This is a genomic window from Bradyrhizobium sp. Pha-3 (assembly GCF_042258615.1).
Classification (GTDB): Bacteria; Pseudomonadota; Alphaproteobacteria; order Rhizobiales; family Xanthobacteraceae; genus Bradyrhizobium.
Genome location: NZ_CP170152.1, coordinates 4,507,517 through 4,533,653, shown reverse-complemented (window position 1 = coordinate 4,533,653; position 26,137 = coordinate 4,507,517). Strand labels below are relative to the sequence as shown.

Here is a 26,137-nt window from a genome sequence, read left to right as displayed (position 1 = left end):
ATTCAGCGGCCTGGAGGCCGCCTCAGCCCGCCAGCCACCAGGTCTGGATCGTCGCCGCAAAATTGTTCAGCCCGTGCAGCAGAATGGTCAGCCAGGTCGAACCGGTGCGGAAGCGCAAATAGCCGAACAAGAACCCGATCGACAGCACCTCACAGAGGAAGAACCAGTCATACTGCAGGTGCATGATGGTCCAGACGATCGACGACAGCAGGATGGCGCCATAGGGGCCGAGCCTGGATTCCGACCAGCCGCGATAGAGCCAGCCGCGCGCGAACAGCTCCTCCCAGAGCGGCGCGGCCACGGCAAAGGCTATCACCAGAAGCCACAGCGCGCTGTGATCCTGTGCCGATTTCAGCACGTCGCCCATGAAGCCCGGCGTCACCTCGCGGCCGGCGGCGCGGGACACCATGTCCCAGGCGCCGACCAGCACGACGAGCGCGACGACGCCGATGATCACGTTCTTCCACGACGTCCCGCGCAGCCCGAGGTAATCGGCGAACGGGATCCCCGTCCGGCGGATCGCGAACCACAGCGCCAGCAGCACCATCGGCAGGCCGGCGAGGACCGAGAGCGAGATCGTCAGACCGTCGGCGACCACATGGGTGATGCCGGCCGCCGACAGTTCTCCGCCCTGCGCGATGATGCGGTAGATGACGACGGCAACCTGGCCGACGAACATCGCGACGAAGATCAAAAGCCCCCACAGCGCGGTGCCCCAGAACTTCCACACCCGAGGGGGACGTGGCGGAGCAACGATAGCTGCAGTCGCGTCTTGCGGCGTGAGAGAATCCATCAGCGAACCTCGGCTCTATCAATTCGTCATGGCCGGGCTTGTCCCGGCCATCCACGTCTTTTCTTGCTCCGCCGAAGCAAAGACGTGGATGCCCGGCACAAGGCCGGGCATGACGGTGGTGAATGTGATCATGGCAGCGCCCGCGCCAGCAGCGCGCGCTGATCGGCATCGGAGAGGTCCACCGCGCCGTACATGCCGGCGTGACGTTCGGCAAGCCGTGTCGCCGCGAACAGCTCGGCATTTTTGGGCGAGACCTGGTTGAGCGCCGCGGTTGCGGCCAAGAGCGCAAGCTTCTCGACCGCCAGCCGTGCAATGCGCTCGCTGTCCGGCCGGCGGAACGATTGTCCGATCGACGCAATAGCCTCGGCGGCGCCGGGCAAACCCTTGGTCTCGTCGGCGAGCGCACGCAGCACGGCGAGCGCGGCATCGGCCTCGCGGCCGAGCGCGCGGAGCACGTCGAGGCACATCACGTTGCCGGAGCCTTCCCAGATCGCATTGACCGGCGACTCCCGGTAATGCCGCGCCAGAATGCCCTCCTCGACATAGCCATTGCCGCCGAGGCACTCCATCGCCTCATAGAGGAAGCCGGGTGCGCTCTTGCAGGTCCAGTATTTGATCGCCGGCGTCAGCAGCCGCATATAGGCGGCCTCGCCCGCGTCAGTGGGCGCGCGATCGAAGGCGCGGCAGAGCCGCATCACCAGCGCGATCGACGCCTCGACATGCAGCGCCATGTCCGACAGCACCGCCTGCATCAGTGGCTGGTCGGCGAGATGCTTCTGGAACACGCTGCGATGCCGCGCGTGATTGAGCGCGTGCGCCAGCCCGGAGCGCATCAGGCCCGCGGACGCGATCGCGCAATCCTGCCGCGTCAGCTGCACCATCTGGATGATGGTGCGGATGCCCTTGCCCTCTTCACCGATCAATTCGGCATGGGCGCCGTGGAATTCGACCTCCGAAGAGGCATTGGAGCGGTTGCCGAGCTTGTCCTTCAGCCGCTGGAAGTGGATCGCATTGACGGTGCCGTCGGGCGCAAAGCGCGGCATGAAGAAGCAGCTTAGCCCCTGCTCGGCCTGTGCGAGCACCAGGAACGCGTCGCACATCGGCGCCGACATGAACCATTTGTGCCCGGTGATGCGATAGAAGCCGCCATCGCGCTCGGCGCGCGTCATGTTGGCGCGCACATCGGTGCCGCCCTGTTTTTCCGTCATGCCCATGCCGAGCGTCATGCCGCGCTTGGTCCACCACGGCGCAAAGCCTGGGTCGTAGGCGCGCGTGGCGATGACCGGCATCGTCTTCGCCAGAATGTCCGGCTGCGAGGCCAGCGCCGCGACCGAGGCACGCGTCATCGTGATCGGGCAGAGATGACCGGTCTCGACCTGGGACGCGATATAGAACCGTGCCGCGCGCACCACCTCGGCCGCCCCGCCGGCCGGCTTGCCGTCGGCGGTCCAGGTCGAGTTGTGCACGCCGGCATGGGCCGAATGCGCCATCAGCTCGTGATAGGCCGGATGAAACTCGACCTCGTCGCGGCGATTGCCCCTGGCGTCGAAGGTTCGCAGTTTCGGCGTGTTCTCGTTGGCGAGCCGGCCGCGCTCCGCCATGACGGCCGAACCCCAATGCTTGCCGAAATCCGACAGCTCTGCGCTGGCCGCCGCCCCGCCATTGGCGGCGACGGCGGCAGCGAGCGGCGCGTCCGCCGTGAAGAGGTCGACATCCCAAAAGGGCGGCGACTGATTGAAGACATCGTGGGTGGCAAACGGAGCCTGCGTCATGGCCTCCTCGGGGAACAGTCTCGTCGCGCACAATGCCGGGAACGCCGACCTGCACAGGCCAGGATCATGCGCCGGCAGCGGCGCAATGGAATCGGGGGATCATAAGCCTGGGATCCGGCGCGGGGCAGCAAAAAGTACACGTCAGCGAGACGGTCAGGTCAAACGCGTCCTGTCCACCCTGGTCCTGGAAGCCAGTACCGGAAGCAGATCGCCGGCGTGCAGCGGCTGGCCGCAGGGGAAGGACGACATCCGCAGCACCGACTGGTGCGTGCCCCCGTCGACCGGCGAGACATAGACGACGCGCACCTCGATCTTGTGCCTCACGTTGTAGCCCTGCCACTTCGGATTCTCTTTCCGCAGCACTTCGGCAACTTCGCAACGGACCATGTCGGAGGTCCACTTCGTCTTGGTGAGGATCCCGCGCTCGACCTTTTCCAGATAGCATTGGTCGTTGACGCCGCTGATGCGCGCATCGACCCGCTTGTAGTTCGTGGTCTTGTCGTACTGGTCGTAGGCCACGACGCCAACCGCAGCGGCCAAAATGATCGCAAGGCCCGCCAGACGCATGTTCCGTGCTCCTGCTCTGCCCGCCCATGATAGGCGGGGCAATTAAGGAGTCTTGAACGCGCGCTCCGCCGCTTGCGCGACGGCAACCACGCTCTTGCAAAAACGCCTCGGATTTGAGGAAATTCCGTCGCGTCAGCGCGGCCGCGCGATCGGGAAATCATAGGCCGGCCCGCCGACCCCCGGCAGCGAGAAGTGCCACCATTCCTTTGAATAGTTGGCAAATCCCTGGCGGGCCATCGCCGCGACCAGAAGGTTGCGCCAGCGTCGCTGCGCCGGCGTGATCGCGCCGGCAGCGGTGTGGCCCTTCGCATCCGAGCAGTCATAGCCGGTACCCATGTCGACGCTGCCCTCCGGGGCGCGCTCGGTCACCGGCGCCGTGCAGTCGGCATAGTCCCTGGCCGGGTCGAACTTGCGCGAATTGTCGGCGCCAAGATCGACCAGCGTGAGATCGACCGCAGCGCCGGTCGAATGACCGGAGTGGGTGGCGATATAGCCGAGGCGGAACAGATCCGCCTTCGAGAATGCCGGGTTGTAGCGGCGCTCGGCGGCAGTCTCCTTGCCGTTCCTCGACCACGCCACCATGTCGGCGACCGCGCGGGCCGGCCGGTAGCAATCGAACATTTTCAGCGACAGGCTTTGCCGCGCCAGTTCCTGCTGCACGGCCTTGAGCCGCAGCCCCACGTCCCGCTTCACCACGCATTCCGGCGCGCCATAGCCCGCGATCGGCCGCCCCATGAAATTGTTGGAGGTCGCGTAGCGGATGTCCTGGATGATGGTCGGATCGATGTCGCGCAGGAACGCGAAGTCGCCGGGCAGCTTCTGGGCGAAGGCAGACGGGATCGCCCCGAAGGTCAGCAATGCGATCACGGCGATTTTCACGAGTCCTTGCTCCGCTGTCCTGCCTGCATGGCCGTCCAAGGCACCACCGCGCCTATGCTCCGCCTGAATCCGGTCGTCCACGTCTTGTTCCGGAAAACCCCGCAAAGGCAAGGCGTGGATGGCCCGCCACGAGCCCGGGCATGTCCACGGAGAAACCCAGCCCCATCTTACTCGGGGAAAACTCCCCCGGGCCCTCTTCGCGCTTGCCCCACCGGCCATCCGCGCCTATAGCTCTCGCTTTAATGACCCCATCATTAAAATCGACTTTTGTCCTCGGTCACCGGCATCTGCTGGGCATCGAGGGCCTTTCCGCTGACGACATCACGGGCCTGCTCGACCTCTCCGAGGAGTATGTCGAGCTCAACCGCCAGGTCGACAAGAAACGCGCCAGTCTGCGCGGCCGCACCCAGATCAATCTGTTCTTCGAGGCCTCGACCCGGACCCAGTCCTCGTTCGAGATCGCCGGAAAACGCCTGGGCGCCGACGTCATGAACATGTCGGTGTCATCGATGTCGACCCGCAAGGGCGAGACCTTGATGGACACCGCGGTGACGCTGAACGCGATGCATCCCGATATCCTGGTGGTGCGCCACCACGCCTCCGGCGCGGTCGAGCTGCTGGCGCGCAAGGTCGACGGTTCCGTGATCAATGCCGGCGACGGCGCCCACGAGCACCCGACCCAGGCGCTGCTCGATGCGCTGACGATCCGCCGCAACAAGGGCCGGATCGAGGGGCTGACGATCGCGATCTGCGGCGACGTGCTGCATTCGCGCGTGGCGCGCTCCAACATCTTCCTGCTCAACACCATGGGCGCCCGCGTCCGCGTGGTGGGTCCCTCCACGCTGCTGCCGCGCGGCATCGAGCGGATGGGCGTCGAGGTCGCGCGCGACATGCGCGAGGGGCTGAACGGCGCCGATATCGTGATGATGCTGCGGCTGCAGCGCGAGCGCATGAACGGTTCCTTCGTGCCGTCGAGCCAGGAGTACTTCCACTATTTCGGCCTCGACCAGAAGAAGCTCGGCTACGCCAAGCCCGATGCGCTGGTGATGCATCCGGGCCCCATGAACCGCGGTGTCGAGATCGACACCTTCGTCGCCGACGGCGCGCAATCGCTGATCCGAGAACAAGTCGAAATGGGTGTGGCGGTGCGCATGGCAGTGCTCGAAGCGCTCGCCCGCAACCTGCCGAACGCGTGACGCCATGCTGACTGACCGCCGCCCCATCCTGCTCGCCAACGCCCGCGTCATCGATCCGTCCCGCGACTTCGACGGTCCGGGCGACGTCCTGATCGCCGACGGCGTGATCCGTGACGCCAAGCGCGGCATCGGCGCTGCCGGCGTCCCCGAAGGCACCGACATCGTCAATTGCGCCGGCAAGATCGTGGCCCCCGGCCTGATCGACATGCGCGCCTTCGTCGGTGAACCCGGTGCCAGCCACCGCGAGACCTTTGCCTCCGCCAGCCAGGCCGCCGCCGCCGGCGGCATCACGACCATCATCTGCCAGCCCGACACCTCGCCCGTGATCGACAATTCGGCGACCGTCGACTTCGTGCTGCGCCGCGCCCGCGACACCGCGATCGTCAACATCCACCCGATGGCGGCACTGACCAAGGGCATGCAGGGCCAGGAGATGACCGAGATCGGCCTGTTGAAGGCCGCCGGCGCCGTCGCCTTCACCGATGGCGACCGCAGCGTCACCAACGCCCAGGTGATGCGGCGCGCGCTGACCTACGCCCGCGATTTCGATGCGCTGATCGTGCATCACACCGAGGACCCGCATCTGGTGGGTGAAGGCGTGATGAACGAGGGCGAATTCGCCACGCGGCTCGGGCTCGCCGGAATTCCGACCGCCGCCGAGTCGATCATGCTCGAGCGCGACATGCGGCTCGCGGGGCTGACCGGCGGGCGCTATCACGCGGCCTCGCTGACCTCGACCGAGTCGCTGGAAATCCTCAAGCGCGCCCGCGAGAGCGGCTACAATGTCTCGGCCTCGGTCTCGATCAACCACGTGACGCTGAACGAGAACGACATCGGCCCCTACCGCACCTTCCTCAAGCTGGCGCCGCCGCTGCGCACCGAGGAGGACCGCAAGGCGCTGGTCGCGGCTCTCGCCTCCGGGCTGATCGACGTCGTGATGAGCGATCACAATCCGCAGGACGTCGAGGTCAAGCGGCTACCGTTCGCGGAGGCGGCGAGCGGCGCGGTCGGCCTGCAGACCATGCTGCCGGCGGCGCTACGGCTGATCCACAATGGCGAGATGGAGTTCAGGACGCTGATCCGGGCGATGTCGACGCGGCCGGCGGAACTGCTCGGCCTGCCCGGCGGCACGCTGCGCGCAGGCGCCCCGGCCGACGTGATCGTGATCGACGCCGACACCCCCTGGGTGCTCGACCGCGACGACCTCAAATCGCTTTGCAAGAATACGCCGTTCGACGACGCCCGCTTCTCGGGCCGCGTGACCCGGACGATCGTCGGCGGACGGACGGTGTACGAACACGTCTAAACTGGGGTGGAACTCAGCGCGCCGCGAGTTGCGACATTGCTTCCATCGTCGTTCCGACGACGATGGCCGCGACGTAAACGACAAAGAAAACCTGCTCCAGCCGCCTGCGAACAGAAGCCATGATAAGGTCCCTCACTTCCAAGGCCATGGTGCGGATCGATGGTTAATATTTCATTGATGGGATTGTCCAAAATGGACCGAACCGACCGTCCAGGGAGCCACCGCGATGTCTGCTGACGCGTTGCTGCTGGCCGCCTTCCTGATCGGCTATCTCCTGGGCTCGATCCCGTTCGGCATGATCCTCACCAGGCTCGCCGGCACGCAGGATCTGCGCACCATCGGCTCGGGCAATATCGGCGCCACCAACGTGCTGCGCACCGGCCACAAGGGCCTCGCCGCGGCGACGCTGATCGGCGACATGCTCAAGGGCACGCTCGCCGTCATCATCGCGGGCTCGATCGACGGCCCGAACGCGGCGATGCTGGCGGCGCTCGGCGCATTCCTCGGCCACCTCTTCCCGGTCTGGCTCAAATTTCGCGGCGGCAAGGGCGTCGCGACCTATATCGGCGTGCTGCTCGGCCTGTTCTGGCCGGCCGCACTGATCTTCGCCGCGATCTGGATCGGCACCGCCACCACCACGCGCTATTCGTCGCTGTCGGCGCTCGTCGCCGCGTTCGTAACGCCGCTGTTCCTGTGGTGGTTCGGCCACAACGCGCTCGCCTCGCTGTTCGCCGTGCTGACGCTGCTGTTGTTCTACATGCACCGCGAGAACATCAAGCGGCTGCAGGCCGGCACCGAAGGCAAGATTGGCGAGAAGAAATAACTCACGCCGTCATTCCCTGGTGCGCAATTGCGCACCGGGGAATGACGGCGGCTAATTCCTCAGCGCATCCTCGACAAAGCTCGCCGCCGCCAACGCCTTCGCATCGCCGCCAAAGCCCGCGATCACGGTTACGCCGACCGGCAGTCCGCCCTCGGCAATCAGCGTCGGCACATTGACGCAAGGCACGCCCATCAAGGTCCAGAGCCGGTTGTAACGGGGATCGCCGGTCGAGGCCAAGCCGTTCGGCGCGGCACCCGGCGCCGACAGCGTCAGCAGCACATCGACCTCGCCAAAAATCGCCGCCAGCGCCTGCCGCGCGCGCAGCGTGACGTCCATCGCCGCGTCGTACTCGGCGGGTGTGCCGCCCTTGCTCTCGTCGAGCCGGCCGCGCAGCAGCGGCGGCATCGCATCGTAGTTCTGGCCGTACTCCCAGGCGAACGATTGATGCGCCTCGAACTCCTGCACCACCGGATGAATCCGCCAGGCTTCAGCGATGATCTCCGGCATCGTGAGCTCGTGCACGGTTGCCCCCGCTCGCTGCGCCGCCCGCGCGGCCTTCTGCAACGCCTCCGCGCCGGATGGATCGGGCGCGCCGGCGAAGGCCTGCGTCACCACGCCGATGCGCGGCGCCGCGACCTCGGACGGCACGACGAGCTCAGGCCGCCTGGTCATCGCCGCCAGCCCCAGCGCGACATCACGCACGCCGGCGCCGAACAGCCCCACCGTATCGAGCGTCCACGAAAAACACTTCACGCCGACGGTCGGCAGCAGCCGGTAGCTCGGCTTGATCGCGGCGACGCCGCAGAACGAGGCCGGCCGGATCACCGATCCGCCGGTCTGCGTGCCCAGCGCCAGCGGGATCATCCCGGCGGCGACCGCGGCGGCCGAGCCCGACGACGATCCGCCCGGCGTGTGCGCGTGATTGTGCGGATTGAGGGTTGCGGTCGGATCATTCGCCGCGAACGCGGTCGTTGTGGTCTTGCCGATGATAGTGGCGCCGGCCTGCTTCAACGCCATCACGACCGGCGCATCGGCGCGCGGCTGATGGCCGCGGTAGATCGCAGCCCCCATCTCGGTCGGGAAGCCGGCGGTATCGATGATGTCCTTGATGCCGACCGCAATGCCGCGCAACGGCCCGGCATCCTGCGCACGCGCCTTCGCGTCGTGGCGGACAAAGGCGCCGATCGTCTTCTCCTGCGCATCGATCGCCTGCAGCGATTGGCCGATGGCGGCCTCGGGCGACAGCGCGCCCTGTTCGATACGCGCTTGGAGGTCGGCAAGTGAGATCATGGGCGGCTTCCCCGAATTGGCGACCGCTTGTAGCGCGTCGCGCGCCGCAGCGCCAATGTCGCGGTTGATCACAATCCCAGGTTGGGCGAAGCTGGACCCCGCATGCATGACCGGTCACCCAGCACCACTGAACTCACCGACACCGAACGGCTCAACCGGCTGCGGTTGATCCGCTCCGACAATGTCGGCCCGCGCACCTTTGCATCGCTACTCCGCCATTTTGGCGATGCGGCGCATGCGCTGGAGCGCCTGCCCGATCTCGCGCGCCGCGGCGGCGCATCGGGCCCCGGGCGCATCACGAGCGAGGCCGATGCCGCTGCGGAGCTCGCGGCCTGCGCCAAGTTCGGCATCGACCTCGTCGCGCCGGAGGAAGCCCACTATCCGGCGCGGCTTGCCACCATCGACGACGCGCCGCCGCTGCTTGCCGTGCGCGGCGCGCGCGACACGCTGACGCGCCCGATGATCGCGATCGTCGGCTCCCGCAATGCGTCCGGCGCCGGGCTGAAATTTGCAGGCCAGCTGGCGCGCGATCTCGGCGACGCCGGCTTTGTCGTGATCTCCGGCCTCGCCCGCGGCATCGACCAGGCGGCGCATCGCTCAACCGTTGCAAGCGGCACGGTCGCCGTGCTGGCCGGCGGCCATGACCGCATCTATCCGCCAGAGCATGAGGATTTGCTGGCCGCCCTGCTCGCACGCGGCGCGGCGATCTCGGAGATGCCGCTCGGCCATGTGCCGCGGGCGCGCGACTTCCCCCGCCGCAACCGGCTCATATCAGGCGCATCGCTCGGCGTCGTGGTGGTGGAGGCCGCGCACCGCTCGGGCTCGCTGATCACGGCGCGGATGGCCGCCGAACAGGGCCGCGAGGTGTTCGCGGTGCCGGGCTCGCCGATCGATCCGCGCGCCGCCGGCGCCAACGATTTGATCAAGCAAGGCGCCACGCTGGTCACCGAGGCCGCCGACGTCATCAGCGCGGTCACGCCGATCATGGAGCGGCCCATCATGCTGTCCGCGCGCGAAGACGACGAGCCGCTGGATTTTGCTACCGATACGTCCGATCGCGCCCGCATCATCAATCTGCTCGGACCGAGCCCGATCAGCCTCGACGATCTGATCCGGATGGCCGATGTCTCGCCCGCGGTCGTCCGCGCGGTGCTGCTCGAACTCGAACTCGCCGGCAGACTCGAGCGTCACGGCGGCGGGCTGGTGTCGATGGTTTGACGAGCTGCAAGCTGGGGGCTCGCTCGCGCACTCTCACCGTCATCCTGAGGAGCGCGCAGCGCGTCTCGAAGGATGCACGGCCCGGCTGGTGGCCGTCGACCCTTCGAGACGGCCGCGTTGCGGCCTCCTCAGGGTGACGAATAACAAGTTCATCAATCGCCATTCCGCCCGTCAAATTTCGTTCGCGCGCCTTCGATCTCCGACAGATTCGCGAAGGCCCATTCGCCGAGCGCCTTCACCGGTTTCGCCAGGCCGCGGCCAAGATCGGTGAGCTCGTAATCGACCCGCGGCGGAATGGTCGGAAACACGGTGCGCGTGACGAGACCATCGCGCTCGAGCCCGCGCAGCGTGAGCGTCAGCATCCGTTGCGAGATGCCGTTGATCATCCGCTTCAGCTCGTTGAAGCGCTTCGGCCCCTCCATCAGCATCATGATCACGAACACGGTCCATTTGTCGCCGACCCGCGCCAGCACGGAGGCGACCGCGCGGCAATCGCTGTGATCCTGGTCAGGCAGGGGCGGAAGGGCAGGCACACGAATGTTCTCAGGTCTCATTGCTGTGCTCGGGTTTCAAAAATGTGCGTTCTTGCGCACATTTAGGGCGGTCACTCATATAGCGCCAGTTACAAACCTATACCAAAGGTGACCCCTGCCATGAAACTTCTGCACATCGACTCCTCGGTCCTCGGCCCCCACTCCGTCAGCCGCCAGGTCTCGGCCGCCGCCGTCGAGCGGCTGCGCCAGGCCAATCCGGGCCTCGTCGTGAGCTACCGCGATCTCACCCAAACCCCGCTCGCCCACCTCTCCGGCCTGCACCTCGCCGCCGGCCAGGGCGCGGCGCCGGACCCGTCGGTGCGCGACGACATCGCGACCGGCCAGGCGGTGCTGGAGGAGTTCCTCGCCGCCGACATCGTCGTGATCGGCGCACCGATGTACAATTTCACCCTTCCCTCCCAGCTGAAGGCCTGGATCGACCGCATCGTGGTCGCAGGCAAGACCTTCAAATATGGCGCTGCCGGCGTCGAGGGACTGGCCGGCAACAAGCGTGTCATCATCGCGATCTCGCGCGGCGGCTATTACGGCGCCGACACGCCGATGGCCGCGCTCGAGCACCTCGAGACCTATTTGCGCGGGGTGTTCGGCTTCATCGGCGTCAAGAATCTCGAACTCATCCGCGCCGACGGCATCCAGGTCGGTCCTGAGCATCGCGAGAAGGCGGTCGCGGGCGCGCTGCAGGCCGCCGCCAGCCTGAACGCCGCCTAGTTCCGGAACCGCTGTCGTCACCCGCGAAAGCGAAAGCGGGTGACGCGGCATTCCAGAGAGGTCGCTATTGAACCGATGGGCCGCGGCGTACTGGATGCCCCGCATACGCGGGGTATGACAGTTGTGGACGCGGCAAGGTTTGCGCCAGGCAGGCTTAGCCCGCGCGACACCTCAGGACCAGACGCCCTGAACGCCGAAGATGACGGCGACGAGTGAGATCAACAAACCGATGCCGGAAAACAGCGCGACCGTCACAAACTGTGCTGAGTCCGAATTTTCATTTTCGGAGGTGGACGAAACCGGGATCGGCGTCGAAATGCGGGCTGCTTTCGGCATGAAGGGAACTCCAAAATGATTCCGTGGTGAAAAAACTCCCGCCCATTCAGGAGTCCGGGCAGTACGTCAAAGGTTCAATACGCGCGATATTAGTCGCGCACGAAATCGGCCGGTGTGAACCGCTTCACACCGGCCGATCATTACAATGAGAAACAAACTCTAGCCGCGATAGATCGGCGCGCCGGCGGGAGATGCCGTTGCACCGCCATCGATGAACAGTTCCTGCCCCTGCACATGCGCGGCGTCGTCGGACGCCAGGAACAACACGGTCTTCGAGATGTGATCGGGTTCACCGATCCGTCCGAGCGGCGTGGTCTTGCCGATCCGCTGTTCGAACACCCTCTCGGCCTCGGGCGTTGCGACCGCCGCGCCCCAGATCGGCGTACGCACGGCGCCAGGCGCCACCACGTTGACGCGGATGTTGCGCGGCGACAGTTCTGACGCCATCACCCGCGCCATCGCGCGCACGCCGGCCTTGCTCGCGGCATAGGCCGAATAACCGGGATTGCCGAGCACCGAAATCACCGAGCCGTTGAGGATGATCGAAGCGCCGTCGTTCAGATACGGCGCGACCGCCTGCACGGTGAAGAACACGCCGGTGAGATTGGTGCGGATCACATTTTCGAATGCGGCGAGCGTGGTGCCGCCGACCGGCGTCTGGCCGGGAATGCCCGCGTTGGCGAACAGCACGTCGTACTTGCCGAACTTCTCCGCGCCCTGCTTCACCGCGGCTTCCAGCGCCGCGACATCGGTGGCATCGGCCACGACAGCGAGCCCGTTCGGTCCGAGCTCCCGCGCCGCCGCGGCGAGCGTCTGCTTGTTGCGCCCGGTGATGACGACCTTGGCGCCCTCGGCGACGAACAGCTTTGCTGTCGCAAGCCCGATGCCGCTGTTGCCGCCGGTGATCAACGCCGTCTTGTTCGCCAGTCTCATGTCCGCCTCCAGTTGGTTGCATTATTAAACTTCGTTGCCTACCTAGGGCATGCGGTTTAATATTGCAACTACACAAGGCCGTGATGGCCCAACTTGTGGAGCGTGCGTCGTGAAACGAACCAGCCTTGCAGGCGACAGCTGTCCGGTGGCACGCGCGCTCGACGTGTTCGGCGACTGGTGGTCGCTCCTGATCATCCGCGACGCCAGCCTCGGCCGGCGCCGCTTCGGCGAATTCCAGGCCAGCCTCGGGCTTGCGAAGAACATCCTCGCCACCCGGCTGCGCACGCTGGTCGAGCGCGGCATCCTGAAGACGGTCCCCGCCTCCGACGGCAGCGCCTATCAGGAATATGTCCTGACGCCGAAGGGCCACGGCATCTTTCCGATCCTGGTCGCGCTCCGGCAATGGACCGAGGAGTTCGACGAGCATCCCGACGAGATCGCGACCATGATGGTCGACCGCGACAAGGGCAAGCCAGTGAAGAAGCTCGCGCTGCTTTCGCAGGACGGTCGCGTGCTGGATGCGGCCGATACGACGCTGAAGCCACGGCCTGCGGCGAAGCGCGCGCGGCGTGTCGCGACCGCGTAGGGCGGATTAGCGAAGCGTAATCCGCCTCGACAGCACGTATCGCGGATTGGCGGATTACGCCTTCGGCTAATCCGCCCTACGGTCCCTGACAAATCGTGTCGCGAGAATGCGAAGCTGCATCCCAACCACAACTGTCATCGCCCGGCTTGACCGGGCGATCCAGTACGCCGCGGCCCGTCGGCTCAAGCAGCGACGTCTCTGGAATACTGGATCGCCCGGTCAAGCCGGGCGATGACACCGAAGATGGGGTTCGCCAATGGCGGCGCGTTGCATCGCCCGAGAACCATCCCCATCGTCGTCCCTGCGAAAGCAGGGACCCATAGCCACAAATGCCAATTGTTGCGCGTCGCTGGAACGACGAGTCCCGTTCACAACCCAAGCCGCGGAGTATGGGTCCCTGCTTTCGCAGGGACGACAGTGTGGAAAGCCCCTCACGACAGCTTCCTTCGGCTGCGCGCGCGCAATTGCTCGTCGGCCTCCAGGCGGGTCATCGCGAGCAGATGGTCGAGGACTTCGAACTTGTGGCGCTGGGCGAGTTTGGCGAGCTCGGTCGCGGCCGCTGCGATCAGGACCAGGGCGTCATCCGGGCCGCGCTCCCCACCTGGCTCCCCATTTGGCTCGTCGCCCTCCGCTCGCCGTCGGCCGGACGGCTTGGGCTTGCGCCCGCCCCCTGTGCTGCTCAAAAGGCCTAATCCGATTCCCATCCCATATATAAAGAGATACGCCCTTTCCGGCCGCAACTCTAGGACGCATTTTTCAACCCTTGGGATAGAAACTCCACAGCTTGAGCCCTCCCTTCAATATCTGGCGATTTGACACCGACCGCCCCAGCACCCATGTTCGCCCCGACACGGCAGGCCGCGAGTCTAGCGGAACCCGCTTTCAAGTTTTCCCGTAAGCTATTGGAATGACATGAATATCGTCATTGTGGAGTCGCCTGCCAAGGCCAAGACGATCAACAAATATCTGGGGTCCTCCTATGAGGTCCTGGCGTCGTTTGGCCATGTTCGCGACCTCCCGGCCAAGAACGGTTCGGTCGATCCGGACGCCAATTTCCAGATGATTTGGGAGGTCGATGCCAAGGCCGCCGGCCGGCTGAACGACATCGCCAAGGCGCTCAAGGGGGCCGACCGCCTGATTCTGGCGACCGACCCTGATCGCGAGGGCGAGGCGATCTCCTGGCACGTGCTGGAGGTGATGAAGGAGAAACGCGCGCTGAAGGACCAGAAGGTCGAGCGCGTGGTGTTCAATGCCATCACCAAGCAGGCGGTCACCGACGCCATGAAGGCGCCGCGCCAGATCGACGGCGCGCTGGTCGATGCCTATATGGCGCGCCGTGCGCTGGACTACCTTGTCGGCTTCACCCTCTCGCCGGTGCTGTGGCGCAAGCTGCCCGGCGCCCGCTCGGCCGGCCGCGTGCAGTCGGTCGCGCTTCGGCTGGTCTGCGACCGCGAGCTCGAGATCGAGAAGTTCGTGCCCCGCGAGTACTGGTCGCTGGTCGCGACGTTGCTGACGCCGCGCGGCGAAGCCTTCGAGGCCCGGCTGGTCGGCGCCGACGGCAAGAAGATCGCGCGGCTCGACATCGGTTCCGGCGCGGAAGCCGAGGACTTCAAGAAGGCGATCGAGGCCGCGCTGTTCAAGGTCGCGACCGTCGAGGCCAAGCCGGCGCGGCGCAATCCGCAGGCGCCCTTCACCACCTCGACCCTGCAGCAGGAAGCAAGCCGCAAGCTCGGCTTCGCACCGGCGCACACCATGCGCATCGCGCAGCGGCTGTATGAAGGCATCGACATCGGCGGCGAGACCACCGGTCTCATCACCTATATGCGAACCGACGGCGTGCAGATCGATCCGTCCGCGATCACCCAGGCCCGCAAGGTGATCGGCGAGGATTACGGCAACGCCTATGTGCCGGACGCCCCGCGCCAATACCAGGCCAAGGCCAAGAACGCGCAGGAAGCGCACGAAGCGATCCGCCCGACCGATCTGTCGCGCCGTCCGGCCACCATCGGCCGCAGGCTCGATACCGATCAGGCGCGGCTCTATGAGCTGATCTGGAAGCGCACCATTGCGAGCCAGATGGAATCGGCCGAGCTCGAGCGCACCACCGTCGACATCGAGGCCAAGGCCGGTGCCCGCGTGCTGGAGCTGCGCGCTTCCGGCCAAGTCATCAAGTTCGACGGCTTCCTCGCGCTCTACCAGGAAAGCCGCGACGACGAAGAGGACGAGGATTCACGCCGCCTGCCCGCGATGAGCCAAGGCGAGGCGGTGAAGCGCCAGAGCCTTGCCGTCACCCAGCACTTCACCGAGCCGCCGCCGCGCTTCTCGGAAGCATCATTGGTGAAGCGGATGGAAGAGCTCGGCATCGGCCGTCCCTCGACCTACGCCTCGATCCTGCAGGTGCTGAAGGACCGCGGCTACGTCAAGCTCGAGAAGAAGCGGTTGCACGGCGAGGACAAGGGCCGCGTCGTGGTCGCGTTCCTCGAGAACTTCTTCTCGCGCTACGTCGAGTACGACTTCACGGCCGACCTCGAGGAGCAGCTCGATCGCGTCTCCAACAACGAGATCGGCTGGCAGCAGGTGCTGCAGGACTTCTGGCGCGGCTTCATCGGCGCGGTCAACGACATCAAGGACCTCCGCGTCGCCGAGGTGCTCGATGCGCTCGACGAGATGCTCGGCCCGCATATCTATCCGCCGCGCGCGGATGGCGGCGACGTCAGGCAATGCCCGACCTGCGGCACCGGCCGGCTCAATCTGAAGGCCGGCAAGTTCGGCGCCTTCGTCGGCTGCTCGAACTATCCGGAATGCCGTTACACCCGCCCGCTCGCGGCCGACAGCGCCGAGAGCGCCGATCGCGTGCTCGGCACCGATCCCGACACCGGGTTCGATGTCACGGTGAAGGCCGGCCGGTTCGGCCCCTACATCCAGCTCGGCGAGCAGAAGGATTACGCCGAAGGCGAGAAGCCGAAGCGCGCCGGCATTCCGAAGGGCACCTCGCCTGCCGATGTCGATCTCCAACTGGCGCTGAAGCTGCTGTCGCTGCCGCGCGAGATCGGCAAGCACCCGGAGAGCGGGCAGCCGATCACCGCCGGCCTCGGCCGGTTCGGGCCGTTCGTGAAGCACGAGAAGACCTATGCCAGCCTCGAGGCCGGCGACGAGGTTTTCGACATCGGCTTGAACCGCGCCGTCACGCTGATCGCGGAGAAGATCGCGAAAGGCCCGAGCGGCCGCCGCTTCGGCGCCGACCCGGGCAAGCCGCTCGGCGACCACCCGACGCTCGGCGCCGTCGCGCTGAAGAACGGCCGCTACGGCGCCTATGTCGCGGCTGGCGGCGTCAACGCGACGATCCCGAGCGACCGCACCCCGGACGAGATCACGCTCGCGGAAGCGATCGCGCTGATCGACGAGCGCGCGGCCAAGGGCGGCGGCAAGAAGGTCAAGAAGGCGAAGGCGGAAAAGCCCGCCAAGGCCAAGAAGGCCAAATCTGAAAAGGCAATGTCTGAAAAGGCAACGTCTGAGGAGACCGACGGCGACGCCGAGGCCAAGCCCGCCAAGAAGGCTGCTTCGAAGAAGGCCGCGGCGAAGCCGAAAACGGATGCGACCAGCAAGGCGCGCGCGCCGGTCGCCTCCGGTGCCAAGACCTCGCCTGCAAAGTCATCGGCACCAGCGAAAGCGCCCGCGAAGAAGAGCGCCGGCAAGGCAAGAGGATAAGTGAAACGAAAACCCGACCATGGCTTTCCGGGCCGGGACGCCATCGTCGCCTTCATCCGCGCCAATCCAGGCAAGGTCGGCACCCGCGAGATTGCGCGCGAGTTCGGCCTGAAGAACGCCGACCGCATCGAGTTGAAGCGGATCCTGCGCGAACTCGCCGACGACGGCACGGTCGCCAAGCGCGGCCGCAAGATCCACGAGCCGGCGGCGCTGCCGCCGACCGTGCTCGCCGACATCACCGGCCGCGACAGCGACGGCGAGCTGATCGCCACCCCGGCCGAGTGGGACTCGGAAGACGGCACCGCCCCGAAAATCCGCATCGAGATGCCGCGGCGGCCGAAGCCCGGCACCACGGCCGGCGTCGGCGACCGCGCGCTACTGCGGGTCGAAGTCACCAACGAAAACGACGGCACGCCCTATCGCGGCCGCGTCATCAAGGTGATCGATCACGGGCGCAGCCGCATCCTCGGCATCTTCCGCAAGAACCCCGATGGTGGCGGCCGCCTGATTCCGGTCGACAAGAAGCAGGCCGGCCGCGAGCTCAACATCGCCAAGGCCGACAGCGGCGACGCCGAGGACGGCGACCTCATCAGTGTCGACCTGATCCGCACCCGCGGCTATGGGCTCGCCTCCGCTCGCGTCAAGGAGCGGCTCGGCTCGATCGCGAGCGAGAAGGCGATCAGCCTGATCGCAATCAACACCCACGACATCCCGCAGGTGTTCTCCTCCGCCGCTGTGCGCGAATCCGAAGAAGCAAAACCCGCGACCTTGCAGGGCCGCGAGGACTGGCGCGACGTGCCGCTCGTCACCATCGATCCGCCGGACGCCAAGGACCACGACGACGCCGTGCATGCCGAGGTCGACCTCGATCCGAACAACAAGGGCGGCTTCATCGTCCACGTCGCGATCGCCGACGTCGCCTACTACGTGCGGCCCGGCTCGGCGCTCGACCGCGACGCGCTCCAGCGCGGCAACTCGGTGTATTTCCCCGATCGCGTGGTGCCGATGCTGCCCGAGCGGATCTCCAACAATCTCTGCTCGCTGGTGCCGGGCGAGCCGCGTGGCGCGCTCGCTGTCCGCATGGTGATCGGCGCCGACGGTCGCAAGCGCTCTCACACGTTTCACCGCGTGCTGATGCGCTCTGCCGCGAAGCTCGCTTACGCGCAGGCGCAGGCGGCGATCGACGGCAGGCCCGACGACACGACCGGTCCCCTGCTCGATCCGATCCTCAAGCCGCTGTGGTCGGCCTATGAGCTGGTCAAGCTCGCACGCAACGAGCGCGACCCGCTCGATCTCGACCTGCCCGAGCGCAAGATCCTCCTGAAACCGGACGGCACCGTCGATCGGGTGATCGTGCCGCAGCGGCTCGATGCGCACCGGCTGATCGAGGAGTTCATGATCCTCGCCAACGTCGCCGCGGCCGAGATGCTGGAGAAGAAGGCGCTGCCGCTGATCTATCGCGTGCATGACGAGCCGAGCCAGGAGAAGGTGCACAACCTCCAGGAATTCCTGAAGACGCTCGACCTGCCCTTCACCAAGCAGGGCGCGCTGCGTCCCACGCAATTCAACCGCGTGCTGGCGCAAGTTGCAGGCGAAGATTACGAACCGCTGGTCAACGAGGTCGTGCTGCGCTCGCAGGCGCAGGCCGAATACTCCGCCGAGAACTACGGCCATTTCGGCTTGAACCTGCGCCGCTACGCGCACTTCACCTCGCCGATCCGCCGCTACGCCGATCTGATCGTGCATCGCGCGCTGATCCGCGCGCTCGGCCTTGGCGAAGGCGCCTTGCCGACCGACGAGAGCGTGGAGACGCTGGCCGAGATCGCCGCGCAGATTTCCGTCACCGAGCGCCGCGCGATGAAGGCGGAGCGCGAGACCACCGACCGGCTGATCGCGCATTTCCTCGCCGATCGCATCGGCGCTTCGTTCCAGGGCCGCATCTCCGGCGTGACGCGCGCCGGCCTGTTCGTGAAGCTCGACGACACCGGCGCCGACGGCCTGATCCCGATCCGCACCATCGGCAGCGAGTATTTCAACTACGACGAAACCCGCCACGCGCTGATCGGCACGCGCAGCGGCGCGATGTATCGGCTCGGCGATGTCGTCGACGTGCGGCTGGTCGAGGCCGCGCCGGTGGCGGGCGCGCTGCGTTTTGAGCTATTGTCCGAAGGTCAGGCAATTCCGCGCGGCAGAAAACGCGACGGCGTCGGAACCGAGCGCCGCAGCGCGGGATTTGGCAAGGGGCAAAACAAGGGGCCGAATAAGGGATCCGGCAAGAAGGCGCACAAGGAACGGAAGGCACGCAACAAAAAGGTCCGCAAGCCGGCGAAGCAGAAGTCCGGCAAATCGAAGCGAGGCAAGTCATGGAAGTGACACCACCGACGGTGGTCTGGACCCGCGACGCAGCTGAGCCCGAGAAGCGCGACGTATGGACCGCGATGAAGCGCGGGTTCCTTAGCCGCTGCCCACGCTGCGGAAGAGGCAAACTGTTCCGCAAATTTCTCAAATGCGACGGCCATTGCCCGGTCTGCGACCTCGATTTCACGCCGCATCGCGCCGACGATCTACCCGCCTATCTCGTCATCGTCATTGTGGGCCATATCGTGGTACCGACCGCGCTGTGGATCGAGACCAACTATTCGCCGCCGGTGTGGCTGCAACTTGCGATCTATCTGCCGCTCACGCTGTTCGCATCGCTGGCGCTGTTGCAGCCGGTGAAGGGAGCCGTGATCGGATTGCAATGGGCCCTGCGCATGCATGGCTTTGACGAGAATCCCCCTAGCGACATCCCGCCGGTCTAGCTAAACCGGGCGCTAAGAAGAAATGAAAGGGATGAAATGACTGAAGCTGCCGCCCCTGCCGCCGTCGTCCACCAGGGCGAGAAAGAAGCCGATCATCATGCGTATTTCCGGCCGAAGGATGCGGCGACGCTGATCCTGATCGATCGCTACGGCGCCAAGCCGAAGGTCCTGGTCGGCAAGCGCCACGACAAGGTCGTGTTCATGCCGGGCAAGTTCGTCTTCCCGGGCGGCCGCGTCGACAAGGCCGACAACCGCGTGCCAGTCGCAGCCCCGATCACGCCGGAGCTCGAAGCCAATCTCCTGAAAGGCAGCCCGAAGATCACGCCCGGCCGCGCACGGGCGCTCGCGAATGCCGCGATCCGCGAAGCCTGCGAAGAGACCGGGCTCTGCCTCGGCCGCAAGGTCGAGAAGTCGCAGAAGCTCGACGGCCCCTGGGCGCCGTTCGCCGACGCTGGTCTGTTGCCCGATCCGTCCGGCCTGTTCCTGATCGCGCGTGCGATCACGCCGCCCGGCCGCGTCCGCCGCTTCGACACCCGCTTCTTCACTGCGGACGCCTCAAAGATCGCGCATCGTGTCGAAGGCGTGGTGCATGCCGATGCCGAGCTGGTCGAGCTCGTGTGGGTCGAGATCGGCTCCGAGCCGCTCGCGGACGCGCACGCCATGACCAAGAACGTGCTCGCCGAGCTCGATCGCCGTCTCGCCACCGGCCCGCTCCGTCACGACGCGCCGGTGCCGTTCTTCCATTTCTACGGCGGCAAGATGCACAAGGACGTGCTGGGGGTGTAGTATGATTCTCGTCATTCCGGGGCGGCGCGAAGCGACGAACCCGGAATCTCGAGATTCCCCGGTGCGCAATTGCGCACCTGAGGTTCGATGCTGCGCATCGCCCCGGAATGACGATGTCGAGAGATCGCCCAAAAACAAAATAATCTTCCCGATGGCGCGCCCCAAAACGCCTCCCTATCTGTTCCGCTAACGACATCAAGAACGGAACGGGGCAATGGCGAAGCGTCAACTCAAGCTCGGCGCATTCATGCGGCCGATCAGCATTCACACCGGCGCCTGGCGCTATCCCGGGGCCTGGCCCGACGCCAATTTCAACTTCGACCACATCAAGACGCTGATCCGCAAGCTCGAGGCCGGCAAGTTCGACGCCTTCTTCATGGCCGACCATCTGGCCGTGCTGAACATGCCGATCAACGCGCTGAAGCGCAGCCACACCGTGACCTCGTTCGAGCCGTTCACCCTGCTCTCGGCACTCGCGGCCGTCACCGAGAATATCGGCCTGATCGCGACCGGCTCGACCACCTTCGACGAGCCCTATCACGTCGCGCGGCGTTTCGCTTCGCTCGACCACATCTCCGGCGGCCGCGCCGGCTGGAATATCGTCACCACGTCCAATCCGGACGCCGCGCTGAATTTCGGCCTCGACGATCACATGGAGCACGCCGAGCGCTACAGGCGCGCCCGCGAGTTCTACGATGTCGTCACCGGCCTGTGGGACTCATTCGCCGATGACGCGTTCGTGCGCGATGTCGAGTCAGGCCTGTTCGTCGATCCCGACAAGATGCATGTGCTCGACCACAAGGGCAAATATCTCTCGGTGCGCGGCCCGCTGAACATCGCCCGCCCCGTGCAGGGCTGGCCTGTCATCGTGCAGGCCGGTGCGTCCGACGACGGCAGGCAGCTTGCGGCCGAGACCGCAGAAGCCGTGTTCACCGGCGGCGGCAGCCTTGCCGACGGACAGAAGCTCTATGCCGACATCAAGGGCCGCATGGAAGAGATCGGCCGCGATCCCGAGCATCTGAAGATCCTGCCCGGCGCCTTCGTCGTGGTCGGCGACAGCGTCGAGGAAGCCAGGGAGAAGCGCGCGCTGCTCGACAGCCGCGTGCATTACGACAGCGCGATCGCCTCGCTCTCGGTGATCCTCGGCACCGATGCGTCCGGCTTCGATCCCGACGGGCAATTGCCGCCGATCCCGGAAACCAATGCCAGCAAGAGCGGCCGGCAGCGCCTCGTCGATGTCGCGGCGCGTGACAAGCTCACCGTGCGCCAGCTCGCCCAGCGCGTCGGCGGCTACGGCGGGCTCGCTTTCGTCGGCACGCCGCAGACCATCGCCGACCAGATGGAGGAATGGCTGACCGGCCGCGGCAGCGACGGCTTCAACATCATGTTCCCCTATCTGCCGCAGGGCCTGTTCGAGTTCGTCGACAAGGTGGTCCCGGAACTGCAGAAGCGCGGGATTTTCCGCACCGAGTACGAAGGGCGGACCCTGCGCGAGAATTTGGGCCTGCCGCGGCCCAAAAATCAGTTCTTCGAGGGGTAATCGGCCTGGAATCGGGGTGGTTTTGGCTCGGAAATCCTTGACTTTGGGTGGTTTCTGGCTAGTTTCCCGGCCAAACGCGGGCCGATTTGGCCGGCTCCCGATATCCCTGCATTTTCGAGGTTTTGCACATGGCCAAAGCGGTCACCATCAAGGTCAAGCTCGTGTCGACGGCCGATACCGGCTTCTATTACGTCGCCAAGAAGAATTCGCGCACCATGACCGACAAGCTGGTCAAGAAGAAGTACGACCCGGTCGCGCGCAAGCACGTCGAGTTCAAGGAAGCCAAGATCAAGTAAAATCGCCTGCTTCCGACGTTTCAAACGGGGCCCTCGCGGCCCCGTTTTTGCTTTCTAGTCTGCGTCATCCCGCATGATTCCCGGACAAGTCCGGGCGCAGGGCTCAGATGATCGCAAGCTTGGATGAGGGAAACGTCGGCGGCTACTCGGTCGCCTACGGCCGCGAGGACATCTACTTTCCGGTCTATGTCACGGCCGCTTTGGCCGCGATCTTCCTGACCGCGAGCTGGATCACGGGCGAGATCTATTGGCTGGCGCCAGCGGCGGCGGCGGGCGGCTTCACCTATTACAACATCCCCCTGCTGGAGGCCGGTCGTCCGACCATCGGCGCCAACCAGTACGGCATCTTCATCCAGGCCTTCGGGCTGATCCGCTGGCGCGCGATCACGCGCATCGACCTCGTCGAGATCGCCGAGCGCGCGATGACCGTTCACGAATTGCAGATCGCGCTCAACGGCCCGCTCGGCAGCGCGCTGGTGGCCGATTGGCGCAAGCGGCCGGCCTATCGGCTCTTGATGCGCTTGCCGTGGCGCATGGACCATCGTGGCGTGGTCCGCGTCGATCTCGAGCCGTTCGACCGGGCGCCCGATGAGATCCACCGGACGTTCCTCAGGATGTGGCGCTACTACCGGAGTTAGCGGCCGCCGAACGCCTCATCGCGCAGATGCGCATCCGCGATGTCTGCATCCGCATTGTGTGTGATGGTCATGAACCAAATGAGGCTGAAGAACAGCGACCACGCTGTGTTCCAATAGAACCAGTTCATCGGATCACCTCGAACAGCTTTGATCCGCGTCAGCCGGCGAAGATCGCCGGCTGCGCGGAATGCCGCCAAGTCTACTGCACGACCTCGCCGTGCAGCGCCAGATCCAACCCTTCGCGCTCGATGTCGCGCGTCACGCGAAGCCCGACGAAGAGATTGATCACGAACAGGATGATCAGGCTCACGACGGCATCATACACGAAAACCGTCGCGACGCCGATGCATTGATTGAGGAACTGCCCGGGATTTCCCTCCAGAACGCCGGCCGTACCGCCATACTGCTCGACCGCGAACACCCCGGTCAGCAGCGCCCCGACGATGCCGCCGAGGGCATGGACGCCGAAGCAGTCCAGCGCGTCATCGTAGCTGAACATGCGCTTCAAGCCGGTGCATCCCCAATAGCAGCAGACGCCGGCGGCGATGCCGATGGCGAACGCGCCGACCGGCCCGACGAAACCGGAGGCCGGCGTGATCGCGACGAGGCCCGCAACCGCCCCCGAGCAGATTCCGACGACGGTCGGCTTGCCCTTCAACGCCCATTCCACCAGCATCCAGGTGAAGCCCGCCACGGCCGTCGCGATCTGGGTCACCAGCATGGCCATGCCCGCCTGCATTCCGGCCGTGACGGCGGAGCCGGCGTTGAAGCCGAACCAGCCGACCCACAGCAGCGACGCGCCGATGAAGGTCAGCACCATGTTGTGCGCCGGCCCCGTCTCGACGCGCTTGCCGAGCATGATGGCGCACATCAGGCCCGCGACGCCGGCATTGATGTGCACCACGGTGCCGCCGGCGAAATCGAGAACCTTGACATACGCAGCGTCGTTGCCCGACGAGAATATGCCGTCGGGCCCCCAGACCCAGTGCGCGATCGGCGCATAGACGAAGATCGCCCACAGCCCGATGAACCAGAGCATGGCGGAGAATTTCATCCGCTCGGCAAACGCGCCGGCAATCAGCGCCGGCGTGATGATGGCGAACGTCATCTGGAAGCAGATGTAGACGGACTCAGGGATGGTCGCCGCGAGCGGATTGGGATTGCCGATGCCCCCCTTGCCGATGTCGCTCAGGATGTCCTTGAGGAACATGCGATCCAGACCGCCGATGAACGGCGTGCCGGCACGAAACGCCAGGCTGTAGGTCAGGACGGCAAACAGGATCGTGACCAGGCAGGTCACGGCGAAGCTGGTCATCACGGTGTCGCCGACATTCTTCTTGCGCACCATGCCGCCATAGAACAGGCCGAGCCCCGGGATCGTCATCATCAGGACGAGCGCGACTGACGTGAGCATCCAGGCGGTGTCGCCGGAATTCGGCGTGCACTTCTCGAGAATCTTGCCGCCGCAGGCGGGCGGCGCCGCCGCCGCATCCTCAGCCAGCGCAAGGTCGCTGAACAACAGGCAAAGAACCGCCACTCCCAGCAGAGCAACCAGGATTCTCACGAGCTTCGGGCGCGTGTATGTCGCAGACTCCATCATCGTCCTCCCATCACAAGAAATGCTGGTGTTCGGAATGAGCGCGGCACGCTGCGGGCGTCGGCGTTGCTGACGGCGGGGTACAGCGAAGTCGCGGCGGCATCGCGCCGGACGCGAGGCACAAGCGCCTCCTGCTCGGCGGCGCGGCGACGGCCGTGGTGCGCGGATGGGTGGAGAATGACGGCGACTAGCCTCATCGCGGCCAGCCCTTCCCATGGGTCCCCAGGCCGGAACCTCAGCGACGGGTTCCGGCACGATTTCTAGCCAAATTGAAACAAGATTCGTGCCACGACAGCTTGCCGCGTAACGCTTTGAAAGCACTGCTACTTCGATCTGCGGCCGGAACGGCCTCGCGATCCATTGCACGTTCTCGTAGCAAACGATCGATGGAAAAATAGGCAGCACCCGGCGACTGCCCTCGCATGGGGCAGTCGTCGTCTTGCCGGGAACGGGAGCTAAGCGGCCTTGAGCAGCGGCGGTTGCGCCGGGCGGATCAGCGCGAAGGCGAGCTGGATGATGCCGCCGGCAAGACCGAGCGCGACGCCGATCCGCCAGGCCATGGTGTAGGAGCCGAGCGAGTCGTAGATCACCCCTCCTCCATAGGCGCCGAGGAAGCTGCCGACTTGATGGCTCATGAAGGCAAGGCCCTGGATCATCGCCTGCCAGCGCAGCCCGAACATCTCGGCCACCGCGCCCGCGACCAGCGGACCGACGCCCATCCAGAGGAAGCCCATGATGGCGCCGAACAGCAATGTCGAGCCCGGCGTCGCCGGCAGCATGAAGTACCAGGCGAGCGCCAGCGAGCGCAGGATGTAGATGCCGCCGAGCAGCGCCAGCTTGTTCCAGCGCTGGCCGGCCCAGCCGAAGAACAGCGAGCCCAGCACGTTGAAGCCGCCGATCATGCCGAGCGTCTGCGCGCTCAGCATCGGATCGAGCCCGCAGATCGCAAGATACGACGGCAGATGCGTGGTGAGGAAGACGAGTTGCATGCCGCAGACCATGTAGGCGCAGGTCATCACCACGAAGGACGCGTTGCCGAACGCGGTCTTGGCGGCGGTCGCCGCCGTGGCATTGCCTATGTCATCGGCTGCGGGCTTCGGCAGCGGAATCTTGTCGACGCGGCCGGCGTACAACGCGGCTGGAATCATCCCGATCGACAGGATGACGAATCCGGCAAGTCCGACGCGCCAACCGAACCCTTCATTGAGCATCTGGCCGATCGGCGCCGACAGCAGCGCGCCGAGCGAGCCCGCGGCGGAGACCATGCCGAGCACGGTCGAGCGCACGGTCTCCGACACCGCACGCGCCGCGACCGACATGGCGATCGCATTCGCGGTGCAGGCGAGCGAAAGGCCGATCAGCACACCGGCGCCGATCATGATGGCGACGAGGTCGTGCGCCGTCGTCATCAGCACGAGACCCGCGATGTAGGCCAGCGCACCGACCACCATGATCGGGCGGAAGCCGTAACGCACCGTCATCGCGCCCGCGAACGGCTGCAGAAAGCCCCAGGCGAGATTCTGCACCGCCAGCGCCAGCGTGAAATGCGACACCGAGATGCCGATGTCGTGCGTCAGCGGCTGCATGAAGATGCCAAGGCTCTGCCGCAGCCCCATGCTCAGCGTGAGCATGATGGAGGCACCGATCAGAATGGGAAGCGTGGGACGCAGGACCTGCAACAGGGGCATTGTTCTTATTCTCCCATGACGGCGCAGCACGGTAGCCACAGCCTGCGATTCACGCATGTTTTGGTTACACAGACCTGTGTACTTAGGCTATACAGGGGGCCACCTGTCAAGCGAAGAGGATC

At 65.7% G+C, this 26,137-nt stretch carries 26 protein-coding genes; 13 read left to right on the top strand and 13 right to left on the bottom strand.

Annotation, left to right across the window (positions count from 1 at the left end; translation table 11 throughout):
- Nucleotides 1–22: 22 nt before the first annotated feature.
- The 4 genes from ACE10Z_RS21495 to ACE10Z_RS21480 all read right to left on the bottom strand — a co-directional run bounded on the left by ACE10Z_RS21495 (nucleotide 23) and on the right by ACE10Z_RS21480 (nucleotide 4,011).
- The gene (locus tag ACE10Z_RS21495) at nucleotides 23–793 is read right to left on the bottom strand and encodes a lysostaphin resistance A-like protein (RefSeq protein ID WP_375789668.1); all 771 of its coding nucleotides are present in this window, start codon (nucleotides 791–793) and stop codon (nucleotides 23–25) included.
- Between the two features lie 128 nt (nucleotides 794–921).
- Nucleotides 922–2,565 carry an isovaleryl-CoA dehydrogenase gene (locus ACE10Z_RS21490; protein ID WP_375789667.1) on the bottom strand — a complete coding sequence of 548 codons (1,644 nt, stop codon included), beginning with the start codon at nucleotides 2,563–2,565 and terminating at the stop codon, nucleotides 922–924.
- 153 nt (nucleotides 2,566–2,718) lie between these two features.
- On the bottom strand, nucleotides 2,719–3,132 hold the full coding sequence (locus tag ACE10Z_RS21485) for a hypothetical protein (RefSeq protein WP_375789666.1): 414 nt from the start codon (nucleotides 3,130–3,132) through the stop codon (nucleotides 2,719–2,721).
- Nucleotides 3,133–3,264: 132 nt separating this feature from the next.
- The gene (locus ACE10Z_RS21480) at nucleotides 3,265–4,011 is read right to left on the bottom strand and encodes a M15 family metallopeptidase (RefSeq protein ID WP_375789665.1); all 747 of its coding nucleotides are present in this window, start codon (nucleotides 4,009–4,011) and stop codon (nucleotides 3,265–3,267) included.
- Between the two features lie 242 nt (nucleotides 4,012–4,253).
- Here ACE10Z_RS21480 and ACE10Z_RS21475 point away from each other — a divergent pair, with 242 nt between their 5' ends.
- On the top strand, nucleotides 4,254–5,207 hold the full coding sequence (locus ACE10Z_RS21475) for an aspartate carbamoyltransferase catalytic subunit (RefSeq protein WP_375789664.1): 954 nt from the start codon (nucleotides 4,254–4,256) through the stop codon (nucleotides 5,205–5,207).
- A 4-nt stretch (nucleotides 5,208–5,211) separates the two neighbouring features.
- The gene (locus ACE10Z_RS21470) at nucleotides 5,212–6,513 is read left to right on the top strand and encodes a dihydroorotase (RefSeq protein ID WP_375789663.1); all 1,302 of its coding nucleotides are present in this window, start codon (nucleotides 5,212–5,214) and stop codon (nucleotides 6,511–6,513) included.
- Nucleotides 6,514–6,526: 13 nt separating this feature from the next.
- Here ACE10Z_RS21470 and ACE10Z_RS21465 read toward each other — a convergent pair whose 3' ends face one another.
- Complete coding sequence (locus tag ACE10Z_RS21465; RefSeq protein ID WP_375789662.1) at nucleotides 6,527–6,661, bottom strand: hypothetical protein; 135 nt, start codon at nucleotides 6,659–6,661, stop codon at nucleotides 6,527–6,529.
- 78 nt (nucleotides 6,662–6,739) lie between these two features.
- Here ACE10Z_RS21465 and plsY point away from each other — a divergent pair, with 78 nt between their 5' ends.
- Nucleotides 6,740–7,336, top strand: coding sequence for a glycerol-3-phosphate 1-O-acyltransferase PlsY (plsY, locus tag ACE10Z_RS21460; RefSeq protein WP_375789661.1), 597 nt, complete (start codon nucleotides 6,740–6,742; stop codon nucleotides 7,334–7,336).
- 51 nt (nucleotides 7,337–7,387) lie between these two features.
- Here plsY and ACE10Z_RS21455 read toward each other — a convergent pair whose 3' ends face one another.
- Nucleotides 7,388–8,626, bottom strand: a complete 1,239-nt coding sequence (locus ACE10Z_RS21455) for an amidase (protein WP_375789660.1) — start codon at nucleotides 8,624–8,626, stop codon at nucleotides 7,388–7,390.
- A 102-nt stretch (nucleotides 8,627–8,728) separates the two neighbouring features.
- Between ACE10Z_RS21455 and dprA the strand changes: the two genes are divergently transcribed.
- Complete coding sequence (dprA, locus tag ACE10Z_RS21450) at nucleotides 8,729–9,844, top strand: DNA-processing protein DprA (protein WP_375789659.1); 1,116 nt, start codon at nucleotides 8,729–8,731, stop codon at nucleotides 9,842–9,844.
- A 152-nt stretch (nucleotides 9,845–9,996) separates the two neighbouring features.
- Here dprA and ACE10Z_RS21445 read toward each other — a convergent pair whose 3' ends face one another.
- The gene (locus ACE10Z_RS21445; protein WP_375789658.1) at nucleotides 9,997–10,398 is read right to left on the bottom strand and encodes a winged helix-turn-helix transcriptional regulator; all 402 of its coding nucleotides are present in this window, start codon (nucleotides 10,396–10,398) and stop codon (nucleotides 9,997–9,999) included.
- Between the two features lie 99 nt (nucleotides 10,399–10,497).
- Between ACE10Z_RS21445 and ACE10Z_RS21440 the strand changes: the two genes are divergently transcribed.
- The gene (locus tag ACE10Z_RS21440; RefSeq protein ID WP_375789657.1) at nucleotides 10,498–11,106 is read left to right on the top strand and encodes an FMN-dependent NADH-azoreductase; all 609 of its coding nucleotides are present in this window, start codon (nucleotides 10,498–10,500) and stop codon (nucleotides 11,104–11,106) included.
- Between the two features lie 171 nt (nucleotides 11,107–11,277).
- Here ACE10Z_RS21440 and ACE10Z_RS21435 read toward each other — a convergent pair whose 3' ends face one another.
- Both ACE10Z_RS21435 and ACE10Z_RS21430 read right to left on the bottom strand, forming a co-directional pair.
- On the bottom strand, nucleotides 11,278–11,442 hold the full coding sequence (locus tag ACE10Z_RS21435; RefSeq protein WP_375789656.1) for a hypothetical protein: 165 nt from the start codon (nucleotides 11,440–11,442) through the stop codon (nucleotides 11,278–11,280).
- Nucleotides 11,443–11,601: 159 nt separating this feature from the next.
- Entirely contained in the window at nucleotides 11,602–12,375 is a 774-nt protein-coding gene (locus ACE10Z_RS21430; RefSeq protein ID WP_375789655.1) for an SDR family NAD(P)-dependent oxidoreductase, read from the bottom strand.
- Nucleotides 12,376–12,424: 49 nt separating this feature from the next.
- On the opposite strand from ACE10Z_RS21430, the gene ACE10Z_RS21425 reads away from it, so the two are divergent.
- Entirely contained in the window at nucleotides 12,425–12,961 is a 537-nt protein-coding gene (locus ACE10Z_RS21425) for a winged helix-turn-helix transcriptional regulator (protein ID WP_375789654.1), read from the top strand.
- Between the two features lie 431 nt (nucleotides 12,962–13,392).
- Here ACE10Z_RS21425 and ACE10Z_RS21420 read toward each other — a convergent pair whose 3' ends face one another.
- A complete protein-coding gene (locus tag ACE10Z_RS21420) occupies nucleotides 13,393–13,644 on the bottom strand; it encodes a hypothetical protein (RefSeq protein WP_375789653.1) in 252 nt (83 codons plus the stop codon).
- A 229-nt stretch (nucleotides 13,645–13,873) separates the two neighbouring features.
- On the opposite strand from ACE10Z_RS21420, the gene topA reads away from it, so the two are divergent.
- From topA to ACE10Z_RS21385, 7 genes are all read left to right on the top strand, one after another.
- Nucleotides 13,874–16,669 (top strand): type I DNA topoisomerase, encoded by a 2,796-nt coding sequence (gene topA, locus ACE10Z_RS21415; protein ID WP_375789652.1) that lies wholly within the window; start codon nucleotides 13,874–13,876, stop codon nucleotides 16,667–16,669.
- On the top strand, nucleotides 16,670–19,042 hold the full coding sequence (rnr, locus tag ACE10Z_RS21410; RefSeq protein WP_375789651.1) for a ribonuclease R: 2,373 nt from the start codon (nucleotides 16,670–16,672) through the stop codon (nucleotides 19,040–19,042).
- Complete coding sequence (locus tag ACE10Z_RS21405; protein WP_375789650.1) at nucleotides 19,033–19,470, top strand: DUF983 domain-containing protein; 438 nt, start codon at nucleotides 19,033–19,035, stop codon at nucleotides 19,468–19,470. The genes rnr and ACE10Z_RS21405 overlap by 10 nt, the downstream gene beginning before the upstream one ends.
- A 36-nt stretch (nucleotides 19,471–19,506) precedes the next feature.
- Nucleotides 19,507–20,256 (top strand): NUDIX hydrolase, encoded by a 750-nt coding sequence (locus ACE10Z_RS21400; protein WP_375789649.1) that lies wholly within the window; start codon nucleotides 19,507–19,509, stop codon nucleotides 20,254–20,256.
- 214 nt (nucleotides 20,257–20,470) lie between these two features.
- Nucleotides 20,471–21,796 (top strand): LLM class flavin-dependent oxidoreductase, encoded by a 1,326-nt coding sequence (locus tag ACE10Z_RS21395; RefSeq protein ID WP_375789648.1) that lies wholly within the window; start codon nucleotides 20,471–20,473, stop codon nucleotides 21,794–21,796.
- Nucleotides 21,797–21,924: 128 nt separating this feature from the next.
- Nucleotides 21,925–22,092 carry a 50S ribosomal protein L33 gene (gene rpmG / locus ACE10Z_RS21390; protein ID WP_018271988.1) on the top strand — a complete coding sequence of 56 codons (168 nt, stop codon included), beginning with the start codon at nucleotides 21,925–21,927 and terminating at the stop codon, nucleotides 22,090–22,092.
- Between the two features lie 107 nt (nucleotides 22,093–22,199).
- Nucleotides 22,200–22,730 carry a hypothetical protein gene (locus ACE10Z_RS21385; RefSeq protein WP_375789647.1) on the top strand — a complete coding sequence of 177 codons (531 nt, stop codon included), beginning with the start codon at nucleotides 22,200–22,202 and terminating at the stop codon, nucleotides 22,728–22,730.
- On the opposite strand, the gene ACE10Z_RS21380 is transcribed toward ACE10Z_RS21385, so the two are convergent.
- From ACE10Z_RS21380 to ACE10Z_RS21370, 3 genes are all read right to left on the bottom strand, one after another.
- The gene (locus ACE10Z_RS21380) at nucleotides 22,727–22,858 is read right to left on the bottom strand and encodes a hypothetical protein (protein ID WP_375789646.1); all 132 of its coding nucleotides are present in this window, start codon (nucleotides 22,856–22,858) and stop codon (nucleotides 22,727–22,729) included. The genes ACE10Z_RS21385 and ACE10Z_RS21380 overlap by 4 nt on opposite strands.
- A gap of 71 nt (nucleotides 22,859–22,929) precedes the next feature.
- Entirely contained in the window at nucleotides 22,930–24,330 is a 1,401-nt protein-coding gene (locus ACE10Z_RS21375) for an ammonium transporter (protein WP_375789645.1), read from the bottom strand.
- 452 nt (nucleotides 24,331–24,782) lie between these two features.
- The gene (locus ACE10Z_RS21370) at nucleotides 24,783–26,015 is read right to left on the bottom strand and encodes an MFS transporter (RefSeq protein ID WP_375789644.1); all 1,233 of its coding nucleotides are present in this window, start codon (nucleotides 26,013–26,015) and stop codon (nucleotides 24,783–24,785) included.
- Nucleotides 26,016–26,137: the final 122 nt, after the last annotated feature.